Here is a 20,564-nt window from a genome sequence, read left to right as displayed (position 1 = left end):
GGCTCGGGACCGCTGCGGTGGGCGAGGCGCCCCACCCGGCTCGCGGTCCTCGAAGGGTCTGCGGTCAAAGGGCCTCCAGCGCATCCCTGACCCTCTTCAGCAGCGCGACGTAGGGATCGGCGGCGGCGTCGTCGGGCGGGGGATCCGGGGCGGGCGGCGGCTGCGGGGACACCAGCCCCGCGGCGGCCAGCCGTCTGATGTGCACCAGCGTGTGGAACGTCGGCCTGCCCAGCTCCCGGGCGATGTCCGCGGCCCTGCGCACGCCGTTCACCCGCTCCAGCACGGCCGCCTGCCGGGACGGCACCGCGGGGGCCGCGACCGGGTCGGCCCGGATCAGGGGCGCGCCGTCGGTCGCCGGGTCGGGCCAGATGTGGCGCAGCAGGGCACGGCGGCGCAGCGTCTCGCGCTCCAGCTCGGCCACCGGCACCGGATGCACCGAGGCGAGCCAGTGCGCGGTGCCGTAGCGGAAGCGGCCGGGTGTGCTGCTGGGGCCGAGCGCGAAGTACGCGGCGTCGTACAGGGCGCTCACCTGCGCCAGCTCCAGCGCGCCCGGCGTGACGCCGTGGCCCAGGAGCCGGCCCTCGTCGGCGCTGTTCTCGACGTCCTGCCAGGTCTCGGCGTCGAGGTCGCCGTGGGCCGTCAGGAGCATGCCGAGGCTGGGCGCGAGCGGGCTCTCGGCGTGCACGACCCGGCCCTCGGCCAGGTGGAGCGTGCCGTGCTCGCGGTTCAGGACGCCGGTGGCCCGTTCCTCGGCGAGCCGGGTCAGCATCGGCGAGACGCCGCCCCCGGCCTGTGTCAGGGCGACCTGCCGGTCCCGGACCGGCAGCCGCGGCGGCGGGGTGCTCGCGACCACGGTCATCCCAGCACCAGCCGTTCGGCCATCTCGCCGAGCCGGATACGGGCCAGCGCGAGATTGCCGTCCGCGCGGGCCAGCCACAGGTACAGGAACACGCTGCTGTCGAACGACGTCGGCACGAACCGCAGCACGTGATAGCTGTCCCGGTTGCTGAGGATCAGGTCCTCGACCGGCGGATCCACCGTGCCCGTGCCGTCCTCGGGCCCGAAAGCCCCCTGCTCGGCGGCCAGCCGCGCCAGCTCGGCCGCCTCGGCCGCCGCCGTCTCATGATCTCCTCCTGGTGGATCGCCCACGGTGCCCAGGGCCAGCCCGCTGGTCCAGTCGACCAGCGCGGCGCCTCGCGCACCGGGCAGCCGCATCGTCTCCAGCAGGCACTCGTCGATTCCGGGCACCGGTGCTCCCCTCCCGCCTCGGGGTTCGGCTGAGTGACGGCCAAACTACGCAACGTGTGTGCGGCGAGTGAGCGTTCGGGCATTTTCCAGTGGAACATGCGCCGGGAGGCTAACGTGGGTCAACTGGCCCTGTTTTCGGGCCAGTTGATCACGTATGGCCTACTGCTTCGCTACGGTGTGCGTCAATGGCGCCGCGGGGTGCGCAGGGTGGTGAGCGACGCGGCGTGCGCCCCGCCCGATTCGGCCACGATCTCGTCGAGCGACTGCGGCTCGCGCACCGTCGCGAAGGCGATGCCGCCTACGCCGTCCGGTGCGAAGCCGTAAATGCCGGGCCGCGCAAGGGAGTTGTACGCGTAATGGTGGGCGAAGTAGTACGCCCCCGTGTCCAGCGCCGCCACGTGGTCGCCCTGCTCCAGCAGCGGCAGTGCACTGCCCTCGGCCAGCAGATCGCCGGAGAAGCAGGCCGGCCCGGCCACGTCCTGCACCACGTCCGGACCGTCCTTCGGGTGCCCCTTGCCGTCGTACGCGGCGATCCGCAGCGGCCAGCTCCCCGGCGCGTACACCGTCCGCGTGGCCACCTGTACGCCCGCGTGGGTGACCGCCACCGGCCGCCCGCCCGCGCTCTTGGCGTACTCGACCCGCGCCACGATCGTCCCGTGCTTGGCGAGAAGCGACCGGCCGAACTCGGTGACCAGGCCGTAGCGCCCGCCGAACAGCCCCGGCACCGCCTCGCTCAGCAGCCGCGCGTACTGCGCGTACGTCGGCGTGGTCGCGTCAGACGCGAAGTTCACCGGCAGCCCGCCGCCGATGTCGAGGGTGTCGATCTGCCGCCGCCCGATCCGCCCGTTGATCTCCTCGGCCAGCGCGTACACCTGCGCGACCCCCTGGACCATCAGCGACAGCGGGATGCCCTGCGAGCCGGTGTGCGCATGCAGCCGGGTCAGCCACGGGCGGTCCCGATACGCCCCTACGACCCACTCCCGCGCCCCCTCGTCGCGCAGTGCCACCCCGAACTTCGAGGTCGCCGTCGCCGTCGATGTCGCCTCGATCGAACCCCCGCCGACCTGCGGATTCACCCGGATCCCGAGCGGTGAGCGGCTGGCGGCGGACCCCATCAGGGCGTCGATGCGCGCGAGCTCCTGCGGGTTGTCGGCGTTGACGGCGATGCCCAGCGCCAACGCCTCGCGCAGCTCGGCCGGTGTCTTGGCGGGGGAGTCCAGGACCGTCACCTCCGGGCCGAGCCCCGCCGCCCGCGCCAGCGCCAGTTCACCCGGGCTGGCAACTTCCGCGCCGATGCCCTCCTCGCGCAGCAGCCGCAGGACCGGCACCAGCGGGGTCGCCTTCACCGCGAAGGCGTGCAGCACCGGGGTGCCCGGCGCCACCACCGCGTCGAACGCCGCCCGCAGCGCCGCCGCCGACTCCCGGATGCCCGTGACGTCGAGCAGGCCGACGATGGGTGAGCCGGGTCCGAGCAGCCCCTGCTCCACGGCCGCCCGCACCGCCTCGTCGCGCCTGGCCACCCGCTGCGCGTCCTCGGCCGGGATCTCGAATCCGTCGCTCACAACATCCCCCGTCGTGTCGTTGTACGAGCCCATGCATCCAGCCAAACACCGCGGGGGCGGCAGTGCTGGCGGTCCGCTCTATTGACTAGTTCTATTCAGGAAGCCAGGATGTGAATATCCACCTCAACAGTCCGCAGTCACAGTCCGCTGGGAGGCAGACCATGTCAGGACCCCGCCCCGTCCGAGCGCCGCGCGGTACGGAACTGAGTGCCCTGGGATGGCAGCAGGAAGCCGCCCTTCGGATGCTCCAGAACAACCTCGACCCCGAGGTCGCCGAGCACCCCGACAAGCTCGTCGTCTACGGCGGCACCGGCAAGGCGGCCCGCGACTGGCGCTCCTTCGACGCCATGGTCCGCACGCTGCGCACCCTCAAGCAGGACGAGACCATGCTGGTCCAGTCCGGCCGCCCGGTCGGCGTCATGCAGACCCACGAGTGGGCCCCGCGCGTCCTCATCGCCAACTCCAACCTCGTCGGCGACTGGGCCAACTGGGAGGAGTTCCGCCGCCTGGAGGCCCTCGGCCTGACCATGTACGGCCAGATGACGGCCGGCTCCTGGATCTACATCGGGACCCAGGGCATCCTCCAGGGCACCTACGAGACCTTCGCCGCCGTCGCCGCGAAGAAGTTCGGCGGCACCCTGGCGGGCACGATCACCCTGACGGCCGGCCTCGGCGGCATGGGCGGCGCCCAGCCGCTCGCCGTCACCATGAACGACGGCGTCGCCATCTGCATCGACGTCGACCCGCGCGCCATCGAGCGCCGCATCGAGCACCGCTACCTGGACGTGAAGGCCGACAATCTCGCCCACGCGCTGCAGCTCGCCACCGAGGCCCGCGACGCCCGTCGGCCGCTCTCCATCGGCCTCCTCGGCAACGCCGCCGAGCTGCTCCCGCAGATGCTCGCCGACGGCGCCCCGATCGACATCGTCACCGACCAGACCTCCGCCCACGACCCGCTGGCCTACCTGCCCGTCGGCGTCGCCTTCGAGGACATGGCCGACGCCGCCGCCAAGGACCCGGCCGGGTTCACCACCCGCGCCCGCGAGTCCATGGCCAAGCACGTCGAAGCCATGGTCGGCTTCATGGACGCCGGCGCCGAGGTCTTCGACTACGGCAACTCCATCCGCGGCGAGGCCCAACTCGCCGGATACGACCGGGCGTTCGCCTTCCCGGGCTTCGTCCCCGCCTACATCCGCCCCCTGTTCTGCGAGGGCAAGGGCCCCTTCCGCTGGGCGGCCCTGTCCGGCGACCCGGCCGACATCGCCAAGACCGACAAGGCGATCCTCGACCTCTTCCCGGAGAACGAGTCCCTCGCCCGCTGGATCAAGATGGCCGGCGAGCGGGTCCACTTCCAGGGCCTGCCCGCGCGCATCTGCTGGCTCGGCTACGGCGAGCGCGACAAGGCCGGCGAGCGCTTCAACGACATGGTGGCGAGCGGTGAGCTGGCCGCGCCGCTGGCGATCGGACGCGACCACCTGGACTGCGGTTCGGTGGCCTCCCCCTACCGCGAGACCGAGGCCATGCTCGACGGCTCGGACGCCATCGCCGACTGGCCGCTGCTGAACGCCATGGTGAATGTGGCCTCGGGCGCCTCCTGGGTCTCCCTCCACCACGGTGGTGGCGTCGGCATGGGCCGCTCCATCCACGCCGGCCAGGTGACGGTGGCCGACGGCACCAAGCTCGGCGGGGAGAAGATCCGCCGGGTGCTGACCAACGACCCCGGCATGGGTGTCATCCGGCACGTGGACGCGGGGTACGACATCGCGGAGTCGGTCGCCGACGAGCGCGGTGTCCGGGTCCCGATGCGCGAGGGTGACGACGCGTGACGCAGCACCGAGGTGAGCCGAGCGGCAGCGGTCCGGCGGGGCTCGAAGCCTCGTCGCCGGCTGCCGCCCCGGCCGCGGCCGGCGGCCACCCCTCCTTCCACGAGATGTGGCGCGACCTGCTCCCGATCGGCCGGCACCCCGAATCCCGCGGCTATCGCCGTTTCGCCTGGACCGGCGCCGACCTCGACTGCCGGGCCTGGTTCAAGGACCAGGCCGAGGCACGCGGGCTCGGCTACGAGGTCGACCGCAACGGCAACCAGTGGGCCTGGCTCGGTGACCCCGCCGCCGGGGACGCCGTCGTCACCGGCTCGCATCTCGACTCCGTGCCGGACGGCGGCGCCTTCGACGGTCCCCTCGGCGTGGTGTCCTCCTTCGCCGCACTCGACGAACTGCGCGGCCGGGGCGCGGAGCTCGCGAGGCCCCTCGCCATCGTCAACTTCGGCGACGAGGAGGGCGCCCGCTTCGGGCTCGCCTGCGTCGGGTCCCGGCTCACCGCCGGACAGCTCACCGTGGAGAACGCCCACAAGCTGACCGACGGGGACGGGATCAGCCTGCCGCGTGCCATGGAGGCCGCCGGGTACGACCCCGAGTCCATCGGCGCCGACCCCGAGCGGCTCGACCGCATCGGCGCCTTCGTCGAACTCCACGTCGAGCAGGGCCGGGCACTGGACCTGTCCGGCGACCGGGTCGGCATCGCCAGCGCGATCTGGCCGCACGGCCGGTGGCGGTTCGACTTCCGGGGCGAGGCCAACCACGCGGGTACCACCCGCCTCGTGGACCGGCGCGACCCCATGCTGACGTACGCCGAGACCGTGCTCGCCGCCCGCCGCGAGGCAGAACTCGCCGGTGCCGTCGCCACCTTCGGCAAGATCGCCGTCGAGCCGAACGGCGTCAACGCCATCCCGTCCCTGGTGCGTGGCTGGCTCGACTCCCGCGCCGAGGACCAGACGAGCCTCGACACCGTCGTCGGCGGCATCGAGAAGGCGGCCCGGAGCTACGCGGAGGCGCACGGCATCGAGCTCGACGTCGTCCGGGAGTCCTTCACACCCGTCGTCGAGTTCGACCACGCCCTGCGCGACGAGCTGGGCCGCATCCTGGGCAAGGACACCGACATCACCGTCCCCGTCCTGGGTACCGGGGCCGGACACGACGCCGGGATCCTCTCCGGGCGCATCCCGACCGCCATGCTGTTCGTACGCAACCCCACGGGCGTCTCGCACTCCCCGGCCGAGTTCGCCGCCGAGGACGACTGCGTGGCCGGGGTCCTCGCACTCGCCGACGTACTGGAAGGGCTGGCCCGCAGGTGACATCGAAGACCTACTGGCTGGAGCACGCCTGGCTCGACACCCACGTCGAGCCGGGCGTGGCCCTCACCGTGTCCACAAGCGGCTCCGCCGCCGGCCAGGACGGTCGCATCGCCGCCGTCCGCACGGGCGTCCCCACCCCGCCCCCCGGCGCCGAGATCCTGCGTGGTCTCACCCTCCCCGGCCTGGCCAACGCGCACAGCCACGCCTTCCACCGTGCCCTGCGCGGCACCGTCCAGGTCGGCTCCGGCACCTTCTGGACCTGGCGCGAGGTCATGTACTCCGTCGCCGACCGGCTGACCCCGGAGACCTACCACGCGCTCGCCCGAGCCGTGTACGCCGAGATGGCGCTGGCCGGGGTGACGAGTGTCGGCGAGTTCCACTACGTCCACCACGCCCCCGGCGGCACCCCCTACGCCGACCCCAACGCGATGGGCGAGGCCCTCATCGCGGCCGCCGCCGAGGCCGGCATCCGCATCACCCTCCTCGACACCGCCTACCTCTCCTCCGGCTTCGGACAGCCGCCCACCACCCACCAGCTCCGCTTCTCCGACGGGGACGCCGAGGCCTGGGCCGCACGCTCTTCACTTCTCAAGGAACAGGATCACGCACGGATCGGGGCCGCGATCCACTCCGTACGGGCCGTGCCCGCCGACCAGTTGGAGACCGTGGCACGGTGGGCCGAGGAGCGGCGCGCCCCGCTCCATGTGCACCTGTCCGAGCAGACCGCCGAGAACGAGGCGTGCCTGGAGGTCCACGGCTGCACCCCGACCCAGCTCCTCGCTCTGCACGGCGTCCTCGGCCGCCGCACCACCGGCGTCCACAACACCCACCTCACCGCCGAGGACATCTCCCTCATCGGCGGCAGCGGCACCGGCACCTGTATGTGCCCGACCACCGAGCGGGACCTCGCGGACGGCATCGGTCCGGCCGTCGCCCTGCAGAACGAGGGCTCACCGCTGTCCCTCGGCTCCGACAGCCACGCCGTGATCGACCTGCTCGAAGAGGCACGGGCGATGGAGCTCAACGAGCGACTGCGCACCCGCACCCGAGGTCACTGGACGGCGGCGGCCCTGCTGCGGGCGGCCTCCGCCGACGGCCACGCCGCCCTCGGCTGGGACGAGGCGGGCACCCTGGAACCCGGCGCCCTCGCCGACTTCACGACGATCACGCTGGACACGGTCAGGACGGCAGGGCCGCTTCCGCGGCTCGGGGCCGAGACGGCCGTATTCGCCGCGTCGGCAGCAGACGTGTCGCATACGGTCGTGGCAGGTCGCCACGTCGTACGGGACGGGGCCCACACCCTCGTACCGGATGTGCCGAAGGCCCTCGCGGACGCCGTCGAAGCCCTGCGCGGATGACTCCGGGCCCACCGCCCGCCACCGCCCCCGAACCCCACACCGCCGACCAGGCAACCGAGGACGCCATGAGCAACGCGACGACTGTCAGCCCCGCCCACTCCGCGAGCACCGCAAGCACGCTCATCACCAACATCGCCGCCCTGGTCACCAACGACCCCTCCCTCGGTGACAATTCCCCCCTCGGACTGATCCAGGACGCAGCGGTCGCCATCGAGGGCGACCGTGTCGTGTGGACCGGTGATCAAAGCAAAGCACCCGCCACTGACAATCGGATCGACGCAGGTGGCCGGGCCGTCGTCCCCGGCTTCGTGGACTCCCACTCGCACCTGGTCTTCGCGGGCGACCGCACGCGGGAGTTCAACGCCCGGATGTCGGGGCGGGCGTACAGCGCGGGCGGTATCCGCACCACGGTCGCGGCCACCCGGGCGGCGAGCGACGGGGAACTGGAAGCCAACCTCACCCGCTACCTCCACGAGGCCCTGCGCCAGGGCACCACCACCTTCGAGACCAAGTCCGGCTACGGCCTGACCGTCGAGGACGAGGCCCGCGCCCTGCGCATCGCCGCCGCCCACACCGACGAGGTCACCTACCTCGGCGCCCACATCGTCCCGCCCGACTTCGCCGAGGACCCGGCCGGCTATGTCGCCCTCGTCACCGGCGAGATGCTCGACGCCTGTGCCCCGTACGCCCGTTGGGTCGACGTCTTCTGCGAGAAGGGCGCCTTCGACGGCGACCAGGCCCGCGCGATCCTCACCGCGGGCAAGGCCAAGGGCCTGCACCCGCGCGTCCACGCCAACCAGCTCACCTACGGCCCCGGCGTGCAGCTGGCCGTCGAGCTGGACGCCGCCAGCGCCGACCACTGCACCCACCTCACGGACGCCGACGTCGACGCCCTGGCGAGCGGCCGTACCGTCGCGACCCTGCTGCCCGGCGCCGAGTTCTCCACCCGCGCGGAGTGGCCGGACGCCCGCCGCCTGCTGGACGCGGGCGTCACCGTGGCCCTGTCCACCGACTGCAACCCGGGCTCGTCGTTCACCTCGTCCGTGCCGTTCTGCATCGCGCTCGCGGTACGGGACATGGGGATGACCCCGGACGAGGCGGTGTGGTCCGCCACGGCCGGCGGGGCCGCCGCCCTGCGCCGCGACGACATCGGCCGCCTCACCCCGGGCGCCCGCGCCGACCTGCTCCTGCTCGACGCCCCGAGCCATGTCCACCTGGCCTACCGGCCGGGCGTGCCGCTGGTCAGCGGGGTGTGGCGGAGCGGCGTGCGCGAGGTCTGAGCCCCCGGGGGCGCCGGGCCGACCCGGTCATGACGCCCCCGCCCGCCACCGCTGGGCGGAGTTCCCGCTCGCCGGCTCCAGCGACAGTCCGTCCCCGGCGCCGCCGTACGGTGTCACGGCCGTCCCGAAGGCGATGGCGGGGCGGATCAGTCCGGCGCCGTCCACCACGAACATCAGGTTCCGCCCGTTGCGGCCGTCCACCGAGTCGCACGACCAGATGCCGACGCCCCGGTCCGTCGAACCCCGGCTGTCCAGACAGAAGTCGGGATCGGCGGCCGACTGGAGCAATCCGCGATCCGCGTCGACCCGCCAGCGCTGGGTGTCGGACGACGAGCAGGCCGCGGTGATCACGTCGGTGCCGTCGAAGAAAGCACCGCCCACGTCCAGGCACAGCCCCGAGGCGACGTTCACGACCTGGGCGTACGTCCCGCCCGGCGGGCGCGTGGGAGGCGGCGTGGGCTTCGGGCGCGCGGTCTTCGTCGGGGTCGGACTCTTCGTCGGGGACGGGGACTTGGAGGTCCGCGACGGTGAGGGGGAGGGCGACGGCTTCGTCGGTGTCGGCGAGACCGTCGCCGTCACGGTCACCGCGACCGGCGGCACACGCGCGGGCGTGCTCGCCGCACCCACCGGGTCCTGCGACGCCGATCCGGCCTGCGCCACCAGGAACGCCACCAGGGGCAGCAGCGCCACGCCCAGCGCCGCCGACACCAGCACGACCCGACGGCGGTCCGCGGGGCTCCGGTCCGCCCCGCTGCGGCCCGCGCGACCGCGCCCCGCAGCGAGCAGCCCCTCGGTCCGCTGCCCCGCCGACTCGCCCGCGCCGCCCGCCGCATATCCCGTACCGCCCCACGGCAGCAGCCCCTCCGCCAGCGCCGTGCGCGGGGAGTCCCGCAGCGCCGACAGCTCCTCGTACGCCGTCGTGCAGTGCGGACAACGTGCCATGTGGGCCTGCAGATCGGCGCTGTCGCGAGGGCTGTCCGGACGTACGGACTCCTCGATGAGCCGGCCGAAGTCGGGGCAGTCGGGGTCGTCGGAGGCGGCGAGGCGGGCGCGCAGACAGGCGCGGGCCAGCAGCTGGAGCGCCGGGTTCGTGCCGTAGGTGACGTCCTCGCGGGTCAGGCCGAGGAGGGACGCGGTCCGCTCCGCCGGCTCCCGTTCGAGAACGCCGTACCAGATCAGGCCCTGGGTGCGCGGCGGCAGGGACTGGAACGGCGTGAGCATGGCCGGGACCGGGCCGCTGGGTCCGGCCGTGTTCAGGACGAGCAGCAGTCCCGTGTCCAGGCCGGCCGCCCGCTCGTCCGTCGCCCAGGTGCCGGCCAGCCGGGCCGTCAGCAGCAGGAGTTGGTGCCGCCAGGGGACGCCGGGGTCGATGCCGCGCGCCGTCTGACGGGCCGCCAGGGTGAACGCCTGGGCCGCCAGCTGCCGTGCCATGGAGTCGTTCGGGGTGCACAGCCGGGCGTAGGCGAGGACATGTGCGTGATGGCGGGCGCGCAGTTCCTGGAGCGCCGGGAACGCGGTGGCCGTGTCGGCGCGCAGCAGTTCGGTGAGCCGTGCGTCGGAGGCGCCCGCGTGGACGCCGTGGCCGTGCTCCTCACGCCCACGATCCCTGTCGTCGTCGGCCCGGGCCATCGCGCCGCCTCCTCGCAGCCTTGCGACCCGCTCGGATTCCTGACCTACCGGCGGGTATGACGGCTCATAGTGGAGGAAGCCGGGCCGTGGGGAAAGGGTTTCTGTGGGTAACCCGTGAGTCGTCGGTGAAAGATCCGTACGCACTGTGCCCGGTGCCCTGCCGACAGATTCGGCGGGGCACCGGGCACAGTGCGGGAGACGCGCTCCGCGGCCGGTCGCTGAGGGACCGGTCATTCCTCGAGCGTCAGTCCCTTTCTGAGCCTGATCAGGGTTCGCGACAGCAGGCGCGACACATGCATCTGGGAGATGCCGAGTTCCTCGCCGATCTCCGACTGGGTCATGCCCGCGACGAACCGCAGCGACAGGATCTTCCGGTCCCGGGGCGGGAGTTCGGCGATGAGGGGCTTGAGGGACTCGACGTACTCGATGCCCTCGATGCCGTGGTCCTCGTAGCCGATCCGGTCGGCCAGCGCGCCCTCGGCGTCGTCCTCCTCGGGCTGGGCGTCCAGCGAGGAGGCGGTGTACGCGTTCGACGCGGCCATGCCCTCGACGACCTCGTCGTTGGTCAGACCCAGGCGCTCGGCCAGTTCCGCCACCGTCGGGGCGCGGTCGAGCTTCTGTGCCAGCTCGTCACCGGCCTTGGCCAGGTCGAGCCGGAGTTCCTGAAGGCGGCGCGGCACCCGCACCGACCACGACGTGTCGCGGAAGAAGCGCTTGATCTCACCGATGATCGTCGGCATCGCGAAGGTGGGGAACTCCACGCCACGGCTCAGCTCGAACCGGTCGATCGCCTTGATCAGGCCGATGGTGCCGACCTGGATGATGTCCTCCATCGGCTCGCTGCGCGAGCGGAAGCGGGAGGCGGCGAACTTGACCAGGGCGAGGTTGAGTTCGACGAGCGTGTTGCGGACGTACGCGTACTCGTGGGTCCCTTCCTCCAGCGACTCCAGCCGCTCGAAGAGGGTCTTGGACAGGGCCCGCGCGTCCACCGGCCCCACCTCGTCGTACGGGGGGATGTCCGGGAGTCCCGCAAGAGCGTCGTCCTGATCGAAGTCGTCCTCGTGGACCACGGCGACCGATTCGCCGTCGCGCTCGATGGGATTCGGATGCTCCGGTAGGGATGCCGACGTCGCGCTCTGGGTATGCGATGCGTCGAGCCGGGGTGACATGATGTCCTCCATCGTTCTCGGCATATGGCTGCCGAAGCCTGTCGTGCACTGCGGTGTGCGGCGCCTCCAAGCCGGCCGAGTCGGTTACGTGTCTCTACTAGCCCTACCCGCTTTCCCGAGCCCACCGCAAGTGCGCTCTGGTCCGAAATGTCCGATTCTGTGTGGATGTTCGGGTGTTGGGAGGCGTAGGGAAGGCGTAGTGTTCGAGAGCGTCAGTCAGCAGCCACGACGTCGGGAGTGAGACACGGCATGGACCGCGGGACGGTCGGCAGCGCACAGTCTGGCCGACTTCTGGTCGAGGTGCGGGAAGAGGGCTCCAGTGCCGTCGTGACTCCGGCGGGTGAGTTGGATCACCACACCGCCGATTTGTTGCGTGAACCACTCGACGATTGCCTCGGCAAAGGCTTCAGCCGACTGGTCGTCGACTGCTCGCGGCTCGAGTTCTGTGACTCCACGGGGCTGAACGTGCTGCTGGGGGCGCGGCTGAAGGCGGAGGCCGCCGGTGGCGGGGTGCATCTCGCGGGCATGCTGCCCGTGGTCGCCCGCGTGTTCGAGATCACGGGGGCCGAAGCGGTCTTCACGGTCCACGACTCGCTGGAAGACGCCCTGGCCGACGGGTCCGACGGCGCCGGCTGACGCCGAGCGTCCGGCACTGCATCAGACGTCACATCATTCGGCCCGAATACAGGGGTGTTCCCTCGGCCCGGTCGGGCAGGAGACATCCTGAACCTGTCGGCTGTGATGTCGGCCACCGGGGGTGGGGGACTGTGACCGACCTATCAGGCAAGGACGTGTACCGGCGTACTGACTCTGCGTACTGACTTGTGAATCGTGTGAATGTTGAACTGGTGAATCGGTGAGGTGAAGCGCTGATGAGCACCACCCGGCCTTTCTCGCCGGGCGACCGCGGCCCTGAGCCCAGCGGCGCTTCCGGAGCGTCCGAGGGGGGCGTGCCAGGGACCGGGGCCGCCGAGCGGGGCGCGCCGGCGGCGGAAGCGTCCGGCGGGGGCGCTGTGCCGCCCCTGAGGCCCGAGGAGTCCCAGGCGTCCGCCGAGGCGTCGGCGGGGCGTCAGGTCCGCAGGCTGGACTTCGCGGACCAGAGCGGGGTCGTGCCGCTCGCCCGTGACTTCGCCCGGCAGGCGCTGTACGCGTGGGGCTGGCTGCCCGCCGCCACCGCCGACCAGCGGGCCGCCGCCGAGGACGTCCTGCTCGTCGTCTCCGAGCTGGTCACCAACGCCTGTCTGCACGCCGAGGGGCCGGACGAGATGTGGATCGCCTGCGACAACAAGGTGATCCGCGTCGAGGTCTCCGACAAGGGCACCGGTCAGCCGGCCCCGCGCACCCCGCACCGCTCGGGGCGCCCGGGCGGCCACGGCATGTTCATCGTGCAGCGGCTGTGCCTGGACTGGGGGGTCGTGCGCACGCCCGGCGTCGCGGGCAAGACGGTGTGGGCGGAGCTGGGCGCACCGGCGTAGGGCGCCCGTCCGGACCCGGAGGAAAATCGGTTCCGCCCTGTCCGGACGCTGTTCTACGCTCCCCGCAACGCGCTGACGGAGACGAGTAACCGGGTCCGCGAGCCGAGAGAGCCGCCCCTCGCTGTGAAGGCGGCCTCGCGACGCCGGTGAATCCACTCCCGAGTGCGGGGAGGAAATGCCCCGCCGGCCGGCCCCCGTCATCGGGCCCGAACGAGACCGTCGCGGCGGCCCCAGGGCCGCGTACGGCGGTGAAGGCGTGGTGGCACCGCGAGCAACCCTCTCGCCCACGCCCCGAGGGACCACCCCGGGGCGGGCCCTGCCGCTCCGGTCGACCGGACGGAGCAGAGCACCATGCTCGACGTCACCCTCATCCGACAGCACCCCGACCAGGTCCGCGCCGGCCTGCGCAAACGCGGCGCGGACGCCGACATCCCGGCCTTCCTCGCGCTCGATGCCGAGTTCCGCGAGGCCCGCACCGCGGTGGAGCGCCTGCGCGGCGAGCGGCGCCGGATCTCGGCCGAGATCGCCGTACGGCGCCGTACGGACGCCCCCGCGGACGAGCTGCGGGCCGAGGCCGGTGAGCTGGCCGGACGGCTCACCGAGGCCGAGGCGGACCTCGCCGCTCTCGCCGCCCGCCATCAGGAGTTCCTCGACGCCCTGCCCAACCTCCCGGACGAGGACGTGCCGGCCGGCGGCAAGGAGAACAACGAGGTCGTACGGGTCGTGGGGGAGCCGCCCGCCTTCGCCTTCCCGGCCCGCGACCACGTCCGGCTCGCCGAGGAGCTGGGCCTGATCGACTACCGGCGCGGCACGGCCCTGGCCGGGAACGGCCACTGGATCTACCGCGGCGAGGGCGCGGCCCTGGAGTGGGCGCTGCTCAACCACTTCCTGGACACCCATCGCCGGGCGGGCTACGAGTTCGTGCTGCCGCCGCATCTGCTGACGTACGAGGCCGGGTACACGGCCGGGCAGTTCCCGAAGTTCGCCGACGAGGTCTACCGCGTGGCCGACCGCTTCCTGCTGCCCACCGCCGAGACCGCCCTGGTCAACCTGCATCGCGGCGAGACGCTCGACGAGCGCGAGCTGCCGCGCCGGTACGTCGCCTACACGCCCTGTTACCGCAAGGAGAGCGGCAGCCACCGCACGGCGGAGCGCGGGACGCTGCGAGGGCACCAGTTCAACAAGGTGGAGCTGTTCCAGTTCGCCGCCCCGGACGAGTCGGAGGCCGCGCACCAGGAACTGCTCGGCCGCGCGCAGGAACTGGTCGCCGGACTCGGGCTGCACCACCGGGTCACCAGGCTCGCCGCCGGGGACACCAGCCCCGCGCAGGCCAAGACCTACGACGTGGAGGTCTGGCTGCCCAGCCTGGGCGGGTACGCCGAGGTCAGCTCGGTGTCGAACGCCCGTGAGTACCAGGCCCGGCGCGGCGGCATCCGGTACCGCCCGGCTGGCGGGGGCAAGGCGGCGTACGTCCACACCCTGAACGCCTCGGGCCTGGCCACCAGCCGGCTGGTGCCCGCGATCCTGGAGCAGCACCAGCGGGAGGACGGGACGGTGGCCGTGCCGGAGGTGCTGCGGAGGTGGGGGCTGCCGGAAGTCCTGGGCCCGGCCCGACCCTGAGTTACCGATGGTCACCCCCTCCACTCGGTGCACGCCGGATCGCCACAACTCCGGTGTGCACCGTGTCTTCCTTCCTCAAGTCCCCGGGCGTACCTTGACGGCCGATCTGATGTGCCGTCAGGAATTCCGTCAGGAATGAGGGGACCGTGTCGAAGCAGAAGCGAACCGCCGCGCTCGCGACCGCCGCGGCCCTGGCCGGATCGGCGGTGCTGATGGCCGCCCCGGCGGCCAGGGCCGAGGTCGTCGACGTCAACTACGCCTGCAAGACGCCGATCGGCGACAAGAGCGCCGTCTCGCCCATCGACATCAAGGGCGTCAAGAGCGGCAGCGGATACAAGATCACCATGTCGTGGCAGAAGGGCGTCTCGTCCAGCCCGGTCGAACTGGGCAAGGGCGCGATGAACCCGAGCGCCACCATCAAGCTGGGCGGCGCCGACAGCGGCACCATGAACGTGACCGGCCCGGCCAACCAGGAGGCCATCCCCGCCAACACCCCCATCAAGATCAACGACTTGACGGGCACGTACACCCCGAAGAAGACCGGCAAGGTCACCTTCACCGCGGGCATCCTCACCATCAAGGCCCTCGGCACGACCACCACGTGCACGCCGAGCAACAGCCCCGGGCCGTCACTGAGCCTCGACGTGACGGCGGCGGCCGGCGGGGGCGGCGGGACCCAGAGCGGCTCCGGCTCCGGCTCCGAACTCCCGCAGACCGGCCCCGAGGACTCGGCGATCGCGCTCGGCACACTCGGGGGGACCGTGTTGCTTGCCGGGGCGGCCGGGGTGTTGTGGGTTACGCGGAGGCAGCGGGTCTGAGGGCGTCGTTCGTCCGCGGCGCCGTTGTGGCTGGTCGCGCAGTTCCCCGCGCCCCTGACGGGGCGCTGCCGTGCTGTTGGTTTGGTGGAGCCGCCCATGTTGTTGGCCGTTCGTGTCCTGTGTCTGTCGTTGCTCGTGCTGCTCGGCGTTGCTCCGTCGGCGACCGCCGCCGAAGGGTGGTCCCTCGCGCCCGTCGGCGGTGGGCGGCCGTCCATTTACGGCGAGGGTGAGCCGGGGGCGGTCCTGCAGGACGCGGTGTCAGTGACCAACCCGGGCAGTGGCGCCGTCACCGTCCGGCTGCGCGGTCCCGGCGTCACGTTCCGGGACGGCACCATCCGTGTGCCGGGCCGCACTCGCGCCGACATTCCCTTCACGGTGACCGTGCCGGCCGCCGACCGCAGCGTCGAGATCGCCGCCCGTGACGCGGACGGCCGCGAGCGACGTGTCCAGATCCGGCTCCGTGTCGCCCTTCCGGAGCTGTCCGCGCTGACCGTCGAACATGTGGCGGTGCGCGGCGACCGTATCGCCTATGAGCTGGTCAACCGCGGTACGACGACCCTCGCGCCGAAGCTGGCGGTGCGCGCCGACGGTGTCTTCGGCCGCCTTCTGGACCGTACCGCGCGCAGTCTCCCCGTCGACCTGCCCCCGGGCAGCCGTACGAAGTTCACCGAGCCCTGGCCGGACCGGCCAGGGCTCGACGCGGTCGACGTGCGGCTGACGGTGACGGCGGCGGGCGGGGCGGGCGACACCGCGCAGGTGTCGGTGCGGTTCGTGCCGTGGGGCACGGTGGCGGGTGCCGCGGGGGTGTTCGCGGCGGCGGGCACCCTGTTCGCCGTACGACGCCGAAGGCGCCGCAGGCCCCATGACGGCGAGCCGATCGAAGTCGAACAGCCCTTGCAGCGGCCAGAGTTGACGGGAGCGGGGACGTGAGGGGCAGGGTGCGGATTCCGGCGCTGGTGACGGTACTGGCGCTGCTGTTGCTGCCGATGGCGGCCCCGAGTGCCTCGGCGGCCGACGATCCGCCCGCCGTGAAGCTGTCCAAGTCGCAGGCGGGGACCGGTGGTTCGGTCACGGTGACCGGCAGCGGCTGGCGGCCGCGGGTGCTGCTGATGCTCCTGATCTGCGGCCAGTCCGTGCCGTCTACCGGGGTGACCGGAGGCACCAACTCCTGCGCCAACGCGGACGGCCGGGCCGTGACCACGGACGGCGAAGGGCGCTTCAGCCGGAAGCTGCCGGTGGCGGAGCCGCCCGTGCCGTGCCCGTGCGTGGTGCACGTGGCCACGGCGACCGGACCGAAGGCCGAGGCCGACGCGATCCTCCAGGTCGCCGGACATGCGGTCGAGCCGCTGCCCGCGGAACCGGCGGGCGGACGTCTGTCGGTCCTCACGGACACCCGGCTGGACGGATCGAGCGGCCTGCTCACCTGGTTCGGCGCACCGCCGGCCCGCACGTTCGTGTTCACCGTGGGCAACGTCGGCACCTCCGCCGTCAAGAACCCGGTCTTCCAGGTCGGCACCTCCCACGGCGTGTTCGCCCCGCAGTGGGAGGAACAGCAGTGGCGCGGCACGATCCAGCCCGGTCGCAAGGCCCGCATCGAGCTGCCGGTCGAGCTCGCCGCCGGGGCACACGGCGACTACACGGTCTCCCTGAAGTACGGCGGCAAGGTGATGGCCGAGCAGCCCTGGGGCGTGGGCCGGCCCTGGGGCGTGACCCTGTTCTGGATCCTGGTCTGTCTCGTCGTACCGGCGGCGCTGTTCCGCGTCGGGATGGCGGTGGTGGACCGGATACGGCCACGGCGGTCGGCCCGCCGCCGGGGCCTGCGCCTGCCCGAAGTCGCCCTTCGCCTCCCGGGGCTCAGGCCCCGCGAAGAGGCGAGGCACGCGGCTCCACCCCCTTCGGCCCTGCCGTGGTTCACCCCGGACAGCGATCCGGGCACGGCCGGCCGGCTCTCCGCACCGCACGACGACACCCCGACGAGTCCTACGGCTCCGACCAGGAAGGGACCCCCGTGAGCAAGCCAAGGAGAGCCATACCGGCCCGGCCCAGGAGAGCGAGTGCGGCCGGCGCCGCCCTGATGCTCGGCGGTGCGGGCGTCCTGCTCGGCGTGAGCGCCGGGACCGCCCGGGCGGCGGAGGTGGCGTACGCGACCGAGTGCATCCCGCCCGCCATCTCCGGGCTGCCGCCGGTCCAGGGCACGACGAAGGTGGAGATCACCGCGCCCGCCGAGGCGAAGGTCGGTGACGAGGTGGAGGTCGTCTGGAAGTTCGTCCAGGCGGCGTCCAAGAATCCGAACATCCTCGACCTGGAGGCGAACACGGTCCAGCCGACGGGCACCCTGAAGGCGGCCGGCGCGCAGACCGGGGACATCGCCATGCAGGGCCCGCGGGAGAACCCGCCGATCCCCAAGAACACCGACATGAAGCTGTCCGACATGAAGGGCAAGCTGAAGCTGACGGCGCCGGGCGAGGTGACGCTGACGCCGGACGCGTACAACATCAACGTCAACAAGCCGATCTCCACGGACACCAAGTGCGCGCCCAAGGAGACGGTGAACAAGGCGGCGACGATCAAGGTGAAGGTGACGGACGGGGGCGGGAACTCCGGCGGTACGACGGGAGATCTGCCCACGGTGATCCCGACGCTGCCGACGAGCGTGCCGACCGGCCTGCCCACCGGGTCCTCCAGCCCGACGCCGAGTGAGAGCGAGACGGGCGGGGACGACGGCGGTACGAGCACCGGTGGCGGAACCGGGGGCGGTGGCGGCCAGACCGACTTCACGGGCAAGGAGGTCCAGGTCCCCTACGAGTGCAAGACACCCATCGGCGACAAGAACGCGACCTCGCCGGTCCAGATCAACGCCAAGAAGAGCGGCGAGAACTTCGACCTGACGGTCCAGTTCAAGAAGTCGGTGATGGACAGCCCCGCCGACATCCCCAAGGACTCGGTCAAGCCGTCGATGGAGGTCGCGCTGGGCGGCGCCGACAAGGGCACGGTCCATGTCGAGGGCCCGACCAACTCCGAGGACATCAAATCGGGCGAGCCCATCGAGATCCCCGACCTGACGGGGACGTACAAGCCTGGCGCGAGCGGCGAGTCGACACTGTCGCCGGGCGTCCTGACGATCGAGGCCCTGGGCACGACGACCACCTGCACGCCGGCGAAGTCGGAGGTGTCCCTGACCCTGGACACGACCGAGCAGGCGAGCGGGGCGTCGGGCGGCGGCTCGGCCGGAGGCTCGGCGGGCGGTTCCGCCGGCGGCTCGTCGACGAACGGCGGCCTGGCGGCGACGGGCGCCGAGGACCACGGCGCCCTGAAGGCCCTGGGCCTGGTGGCGGGAACGGCACTGCTGCTAGGGGGAGCGGTCTTCACGTTCATGCCGAGGCGTCGAGTGCGCTGAGCAACCGCTTTGTCTGGGGGTGCGGGGAACCGCGCACAGCGGCAAAGCCGACGGGGCCGCTCCACCCACGTGGGTGCAACGGCCCCGTCCGGCCAAGGCACAGCGCTAGCGCACGTCGCCCATGAGCGACTTGACGTTCTTCCGGTACATCCACACGGCCGCACCGGCGATCACGGCAAGCGTCGCCTCCAAGGTCACGACGCCCGTCTTGTTCAGGTCGACACCGGCGATGGAGAGCAGACCGGTCGTGGCGTCACCGGCGGTGACGGCCAGGAACCAGACGCCCATCATCTGTGAGGCGTACTTCGCCGGCGCCATCTTCGTCGTCACCGACAGACCCACCGGGGACAGCAGCAGCTCACCGACGGTCTGGACGAAGTAGATCGCCACCAGCCACATCGCGGCCGCCTTGTGACCGCCCTCGGCGATCGACAGCGGGGCCAGGAAGAGGAAGAAGGACGCGCCGACCAGGACCAGACCCGAGCCGAACTTCACGATCGTGCTCGGCTCCTTGCCGCGCCGGTTCAGCGCCAGCCAGAACCAGGCGAAGACCGGGGCCAGCGCCATGATCAGGACCGGGTTGACCGACTGGTACCAGGAGACCGGGAAGTCCCAGCCGAAGACGCTGTTCTCGGCGGAACCGTCGGCGAAGATCGACAGGGTCGAGCCGCCCTGGTCGTAGATCATCCAGAAGACGGCCGCGGCCACGAAGAACCAGATGTACGCGGACATCTTCGACTGCTCGCCGCGGTCCAGGTCCTTGTCGCGCTTGATGCGGATCAGGACCATCGTCGGGACGATCACGCCGAGCAGGGTCAGCGGGACCAGGATCCAGTTCAGCGTGTAGTGGCCGGAGAAGCCGACGATCGCGTAGAAGACGACCGCGATACCGGCCCAGATCGCCGCCTTGCGCAGGGTCGAGGACTTCTCCTCGGCGGACAGCGGCGTCGGGACGACGCTGGAGCGCTCGGACAGGTGGCGCGAGCCGATCAGGAACTGGGCCAGACCCAGCGCCATGCCGAGCGCTGCGAGTGCGAAGCCCAGGTGCCAGTTGACGTTCTCACCGATGGTGCCGATGATCAGCGGCGCGGCGAAGGCACCGAGGTTGATGCCCATGTAGAAGACGGTGAAGCCACCGTCGCGGCGCGGGTCGGACGGGCCGTCGTAGAGCTGGCCGACCATCGTGGAGATGTTGGCCTTCAGCAGACCCGAGCCGATCGCCACCAGGCCGAGGCCGGCGTAGAACGTGCCGGAGGACGGCAGGGCCAGCGTGAGGTGGCCGAGCATGATGACGCCGCCGGCCACGGCGACGGTCTTGCGCGGGCCCCAGACCCGGTCGCCGAACCAGCCGCCGGGCATGGTGAGCAGGTACACCATCGACACGTAGACCGAGTAGATCGCGGTCGCCGTCGCCGGGTTGAGGTGCAGGCCGCCCGGAGCGACCAGGTACAGCGGGAGCAGTGCCCTCATGCCGTAGTAGGAGAACCTCTCCCACATCTCGGTCATGAAGAGAGTGGCCAGTCCGCGGGGGTGGCCGAAGAAGGTGCGCTCGGAGCCGGGGGTGCCCGGGCGGGCCGAGTCCTTCGTCAGGCTGGACGCCATGGTCGTTCCTTGCTGGTCGGGACGCGTACCGACGTAGATCGTCCACGCGCCCGGTGGGGGCGGCCGGCACCGGCGGACACGGCCGTCCGCCCCACGCCCGGGGGCAGTCCGCTCCGGATCACGGAGGGGATGACGGCAACCGTCGGGATCCACGCCCCCGCCTTCGGGGGCCCGGCCACAGGTCATTCCTGTCGGGACCGGCGGGGACCGGTCCCGCACACAAAAGAGACCCTCGGCGTCAAGTGAGCCGAAGGTCCCCGCAGTGCTACGGGC

Annotated in this window: 17 protein-coding genes; 11 read left to right on the top strand and 6 right to left on the bottom strand. The window is 72.0% G+C overall.

What is annotated here, in order from left to right:
* Positions 1–64: 64 nt before the first annotated feature.
* From ACFPQ9_RS27765 to ACFPQ9_RS27755, 3 genes are all read right to left on the bottom strand, one after another.
* Positions 65–859: a transcriptional regulator gene (locus ACFPQ9_RS27765; protein ID WP_380858920.1), complete on the bottom strand. Its 795-nt coding sequence runs from the start codon at positions 857–859 to the stop codon at positions 65–67.
* Positions 856–1,248 carry a hypothetical protein gene (locus ACFPQ9_RS27760; RefSeq protein WP_147999679.1) on the bottom strand — a complete coding sequence of 131 codons (393 nt, stop codon included), beginning with the start codon at positions 1,246–1,248 and terminating at the stop codon, positions 856–858. Before ACFPQ9_RS27760 ends, ACFPQ9_RS27765 begins: the two co-directional genes overlap by 4 nt.
* Positions 1,249–1,430: 182 nt before the next feature.
* Complete coding sequence (locus ACFPQ9_RS27755) at positions 1,431–2,843, bottom strand: type III PLP-dependent enzyme domain-containing protein (protein ID WP_380858916.1); 1,413 nt, start codon at positions 2,841–2,843, stop codon at positions 1,431–1,433.
* A gap of 128 nt (positions 2,844–2,971) precedes the next feature.
* On the opposite strand from ACFPQ9_RS27755, the gene hutU reads away from it, so the two are divergent.
* The 4 genes from hutU (at position 2,972) to hutI (ending at position 8,581) form a co-directional block, all read left to right on the top strand.
* The gene (gene hutU / locus ACFPQ9_RS27750; protein ID WP_380858913.1) at positions 2,972–4,636 is read left to right on the top strand and encodes a urocanate hydratase; all 1,665 of its coding nucleotides are present in this window, start codon (positions 2,972–2,974) and stop codon (positions 4,634–4,636) included.
* Positions 4,637–4,740: 104 nt separating this feature from the next.
* Positions 4,741–5,943 carry an allantoate amidohydrolase gene (locus ACFPQ9_RS27745; protein WP_380859469.1) on the top strand — a complete coding sequence of 401 codons (1,203 nt, stop codon included), beginning with the start codon at positions 4,741–4,743 and terminating at the stop codon, positions 5,941–5,943.
* Complete coding sequence (locus ACFPQ9_RS27740) at positions 5,940–7,301, top strand: formimidoylglutamate deiminase (RefSeq protein WP_380858910.1); 1,362 nt, start codon at positions 5,940–5,942, stop codon at positions 7,299–7,301. Before ACFPQ9_RS27745 ends, ACFPQ9_RS27740 begins: the two co-directional genes overlap by 4 nt.
* The gene (hutI, locus tag ACFPQ9_RS27735) at positions 7,298–8,581 is read left to right on the top strand and encodes an imidazolonepropionase (protein ID WP_380858907.1); all 1,284 of its coding nucleotides are present in this window, start codon (positions 7,298–7,300) and stop codon (positions 8,579–8,581) included. Before ACFPQ9_RS27740 ends, hutI begins: the two co-directional genes overlap by 4 nt.
* Positions 8,582–8,608: 27 nt before the next feature.
* On the opposite strand, the gene ACFPQ9_RS27730 is transcribed toward hutI, so the two are convergent.
* Positions 8,609–10,210, bottom strand: coding sequence for a ricin-type beta-trefoil lectin domain protein (locus ACFPQ9_RS27730; protein WP_380858904.1), 1,602 nt, complete (start codon positions 10,208–10,210; stop codon positions 8,609–8,611).
* A 230-nt stretch (positions 10,211–10,440) separates the two neighbouring features.
* Positions 10,441–11,391 carry an RNA polymerase sigma factor SigF gene (locus tag ACFPQ9_RS27725; RefSeq protein WP_380858901.1) on the bottom strand — a complete coding sequence of 317 codons (951 nt, stop codon included), beginning with the start codon at positions 11,389–11,391 and terminating at the stop codon, positions 10,441–10,443.
* Positions 11,392–11,628: 237 nt separating this feature from the next.
* On the opposite strand from ACFPQ9_RS27725, the gene ACFPQ9_RS27720 reads away from it, so the two are divergent.
* The 7 genes from ACFPQ9_RS27720 to ACFPQ9_RS27690 all read left to right on the top strand — a co-directional run bounded on the left by ACFPQ9_RS27720 (position 11,629) and on the right by ACFPQ9_RS27690 (position 18,689).
* Positions 11,629–12,015, top strand: a complete 387-nt coding sequence (locus tag ACFPQ9_RS27720; RefSeq protein ID WP_380858898.1) for an STAS domain-containing protein — start codon at positions 11,629–11,631, stop codon at positions 12,013–12,015.
* Between the two features lie 236 nt (positions 12,016–12,251).
* Entirely contained in the window at positions 12,252–12,854 is a 603-nt protein-coding gene (locus ACFPQ9_RS27715) for an ATP-binding protein (RefSeq protein WP_380858895.1), read from the top strand.
* A gap of 351 nt (positions 12,855–13,205) precedes the next feature.
* Positions 13,206–14,474: a serine--tRNA ligase gene (gene serS / locus ACFPQ9_RS27710; RefSeq protein WP_380858892.1), complete on the top strand. Its 1,269-nt coding sequence runs from the start codon at positions 13,206–13,208 to the stop codon at positions 14,472–14,474.
* A gap of 146 nt (positions 14,475–14,620) precedes the next feature.
* A complete protein-coding gene (locus ACFPQ9_RS27705) occupies positions 14,621–15,292 on the top strand; it encodes an LPXTG cell wall anchor domain-containing protein (protein WP_380858889.1) in 672 nt (223 codons plus the stop codon).
* Between the two features lie 96 nt (positions 15,293–15,388).
* Positions 15,389–16,222, top strand: coding sequence for a hypothetical protein (locus tag ACFPQ9_RS27700; RefSeq protein ID WP_380858886.1), 834 nt, complete (start codon positions 15,389–15,391; stop codon positions 16,220–16,222).
* Positions 16,219–17,304 carry a hypothetical protein gene (locus tag ACFPQ9_RS27695; protein WP_380858883.1) on the top strand — a complete coding sequence of 362 codons (1,086 nt, stop codon included), beginning with the start codon at positions 16,219–16,221 and terminating at the stop codon, positions 17,302–17,304. Before ACFPQ9_RS27700 ends, ACFPQ9_RS27695 begins: the two co-directional genes overlap by 4 nt.
* A gap of 62 nt (positions 17,305–17,366) precedes the next feature.
* Positions 17,367–18,689 (top strand): hypothetical protein, encoded by a 1,323-nt coding sequence (locus ACFPQ9_RS27690; RefSeq protein ID WP_465269586.1) that lies wholly within the window; start codon positions 17,367–17,369, stop codon positions 18,687–18,689.
* A gap of 105 nt (positions 18,690–18,794) precedes the next feature.
* On the opposite strand, the gene ACFPQ9_RS27685 is transcribed toward ACFPQ9_RS27690, so the two are convergent.
* The gene (locus ACFPQ9_RS27685; protein WP_380858877.1) at positions 18,795–20,291 is read right to left on the bottom strand and encodes an oligopeptide:H+ symporter; all 1,497 of its coding nucleotides are present in this window, start codon (positions 20,289–20,291) and stop codon (positions 18,795–18,797) included.
* Between the last annotated feature and the right edge of the window lie 273 nt (positions 20,292–20,564).

The organism is Streptomyces coerulescens, assembly GCF_042657965.1.
Lineage (GTDB): Bacteria > Actinomycetota > Actinomycetes > Streptomycetales > Streptomycetaceae > Streptomyces > Streptomyces coerulescens.
Note: the sequence above shows the minus strand (reverse complement) of the source record. Positions and strands in the feature narration are given on the sequence as shown.

Coding starts and splice junctions, on each gene's coding strand:
- ACFPQ9_RS27715 (WP_380858895.1), top strand. CDS start 12,252: ATGAGCACCACCCGGCCTTTCTCGCCGGGCGACCGCGGCCCTGAGCCC.
- ACFPQ9_RS27765 (WP_380858920.1), bottom strand. CDS start 859: ATGACCGTGGTCGCGAGCACCCCGCCGCCGCGGCTGCCGGTCCGGGAC.
- ACFPQ9_RS27730 (WP_380858904.1), bottom strand. CDS start 10,210: ATGGCCCGGGCCGACGACGACAGGGATCGTGGGCGTGAGGAGCACGGC.
- ACFPQ9_RS27720 (WP_380858898.1), top strand. CDS start 11,629: ATGGACCGCGGGACGGTCGGCAGCGCACAGTCTGGCCGACTTCTGGTC.
- ACFPQ9_RS27755 (WP_380858916.1), bottom strand. CDS start 2,843: ATGGGCTCGTACAACGACACGACGGGGGATGTTGTGAGCGACGGATTC.
- ACFPQ9_RS27685 (WP_380858877.1), bottom strand. CDS start 20,291: ATGGCGTCCAGCCTGACGAAGGACTCGGCCCGCCCGGGCACCCCCGGC.
- ACFPQ9_RS27725 (WP_380858901.1), bottom strand. CDS start 11,391: ATGGAGGACATCATGTCACCCCGGCTCGACGCATCGCATACCCAGAGC.
- ACFPQ9_RS27700 (WP_380858886.1), top strand. CDS start 15,389: ATGTTGTTGGCCGTTCGTGTCCTGTGTCTGTCGTTGCTCGTGCTGCTC.
- hutI (WP_380858907.1), top strand. CDS start 7,298: ATGACTCCGGGCCCACCGCCCGCCACCGCCCCCGAACCCCACACCGCC.
- hutU (WP_380858913.1), top strand. CDS start 2,972: ATGTCAGGACCCCGCCCCGTCCGAGCGCCGCGCGGTACGGAACTGAGT.
- serS (WP_380858892.1), top strand. CDS start 13,206: ATGCTCGACGTCACCCTCATCCGACAGCACCCCGACCAGGTCCGCGCC.
- ACFPQ9_RS27745 (WP_380859469.1), top strand. CDS start 4,741: ATGTGGCGCGACCTGCTCCCGATCGGCCGGCACCCCGAATCCCGCGGC.
- ACFPQ9_RS27690 (WP_465269586.1), top strand. CDS start 17,367: ATGCTCGGCGGTGCGGGCGTCCTGCTCGGCGTGAGCGCCGGGACCGCC.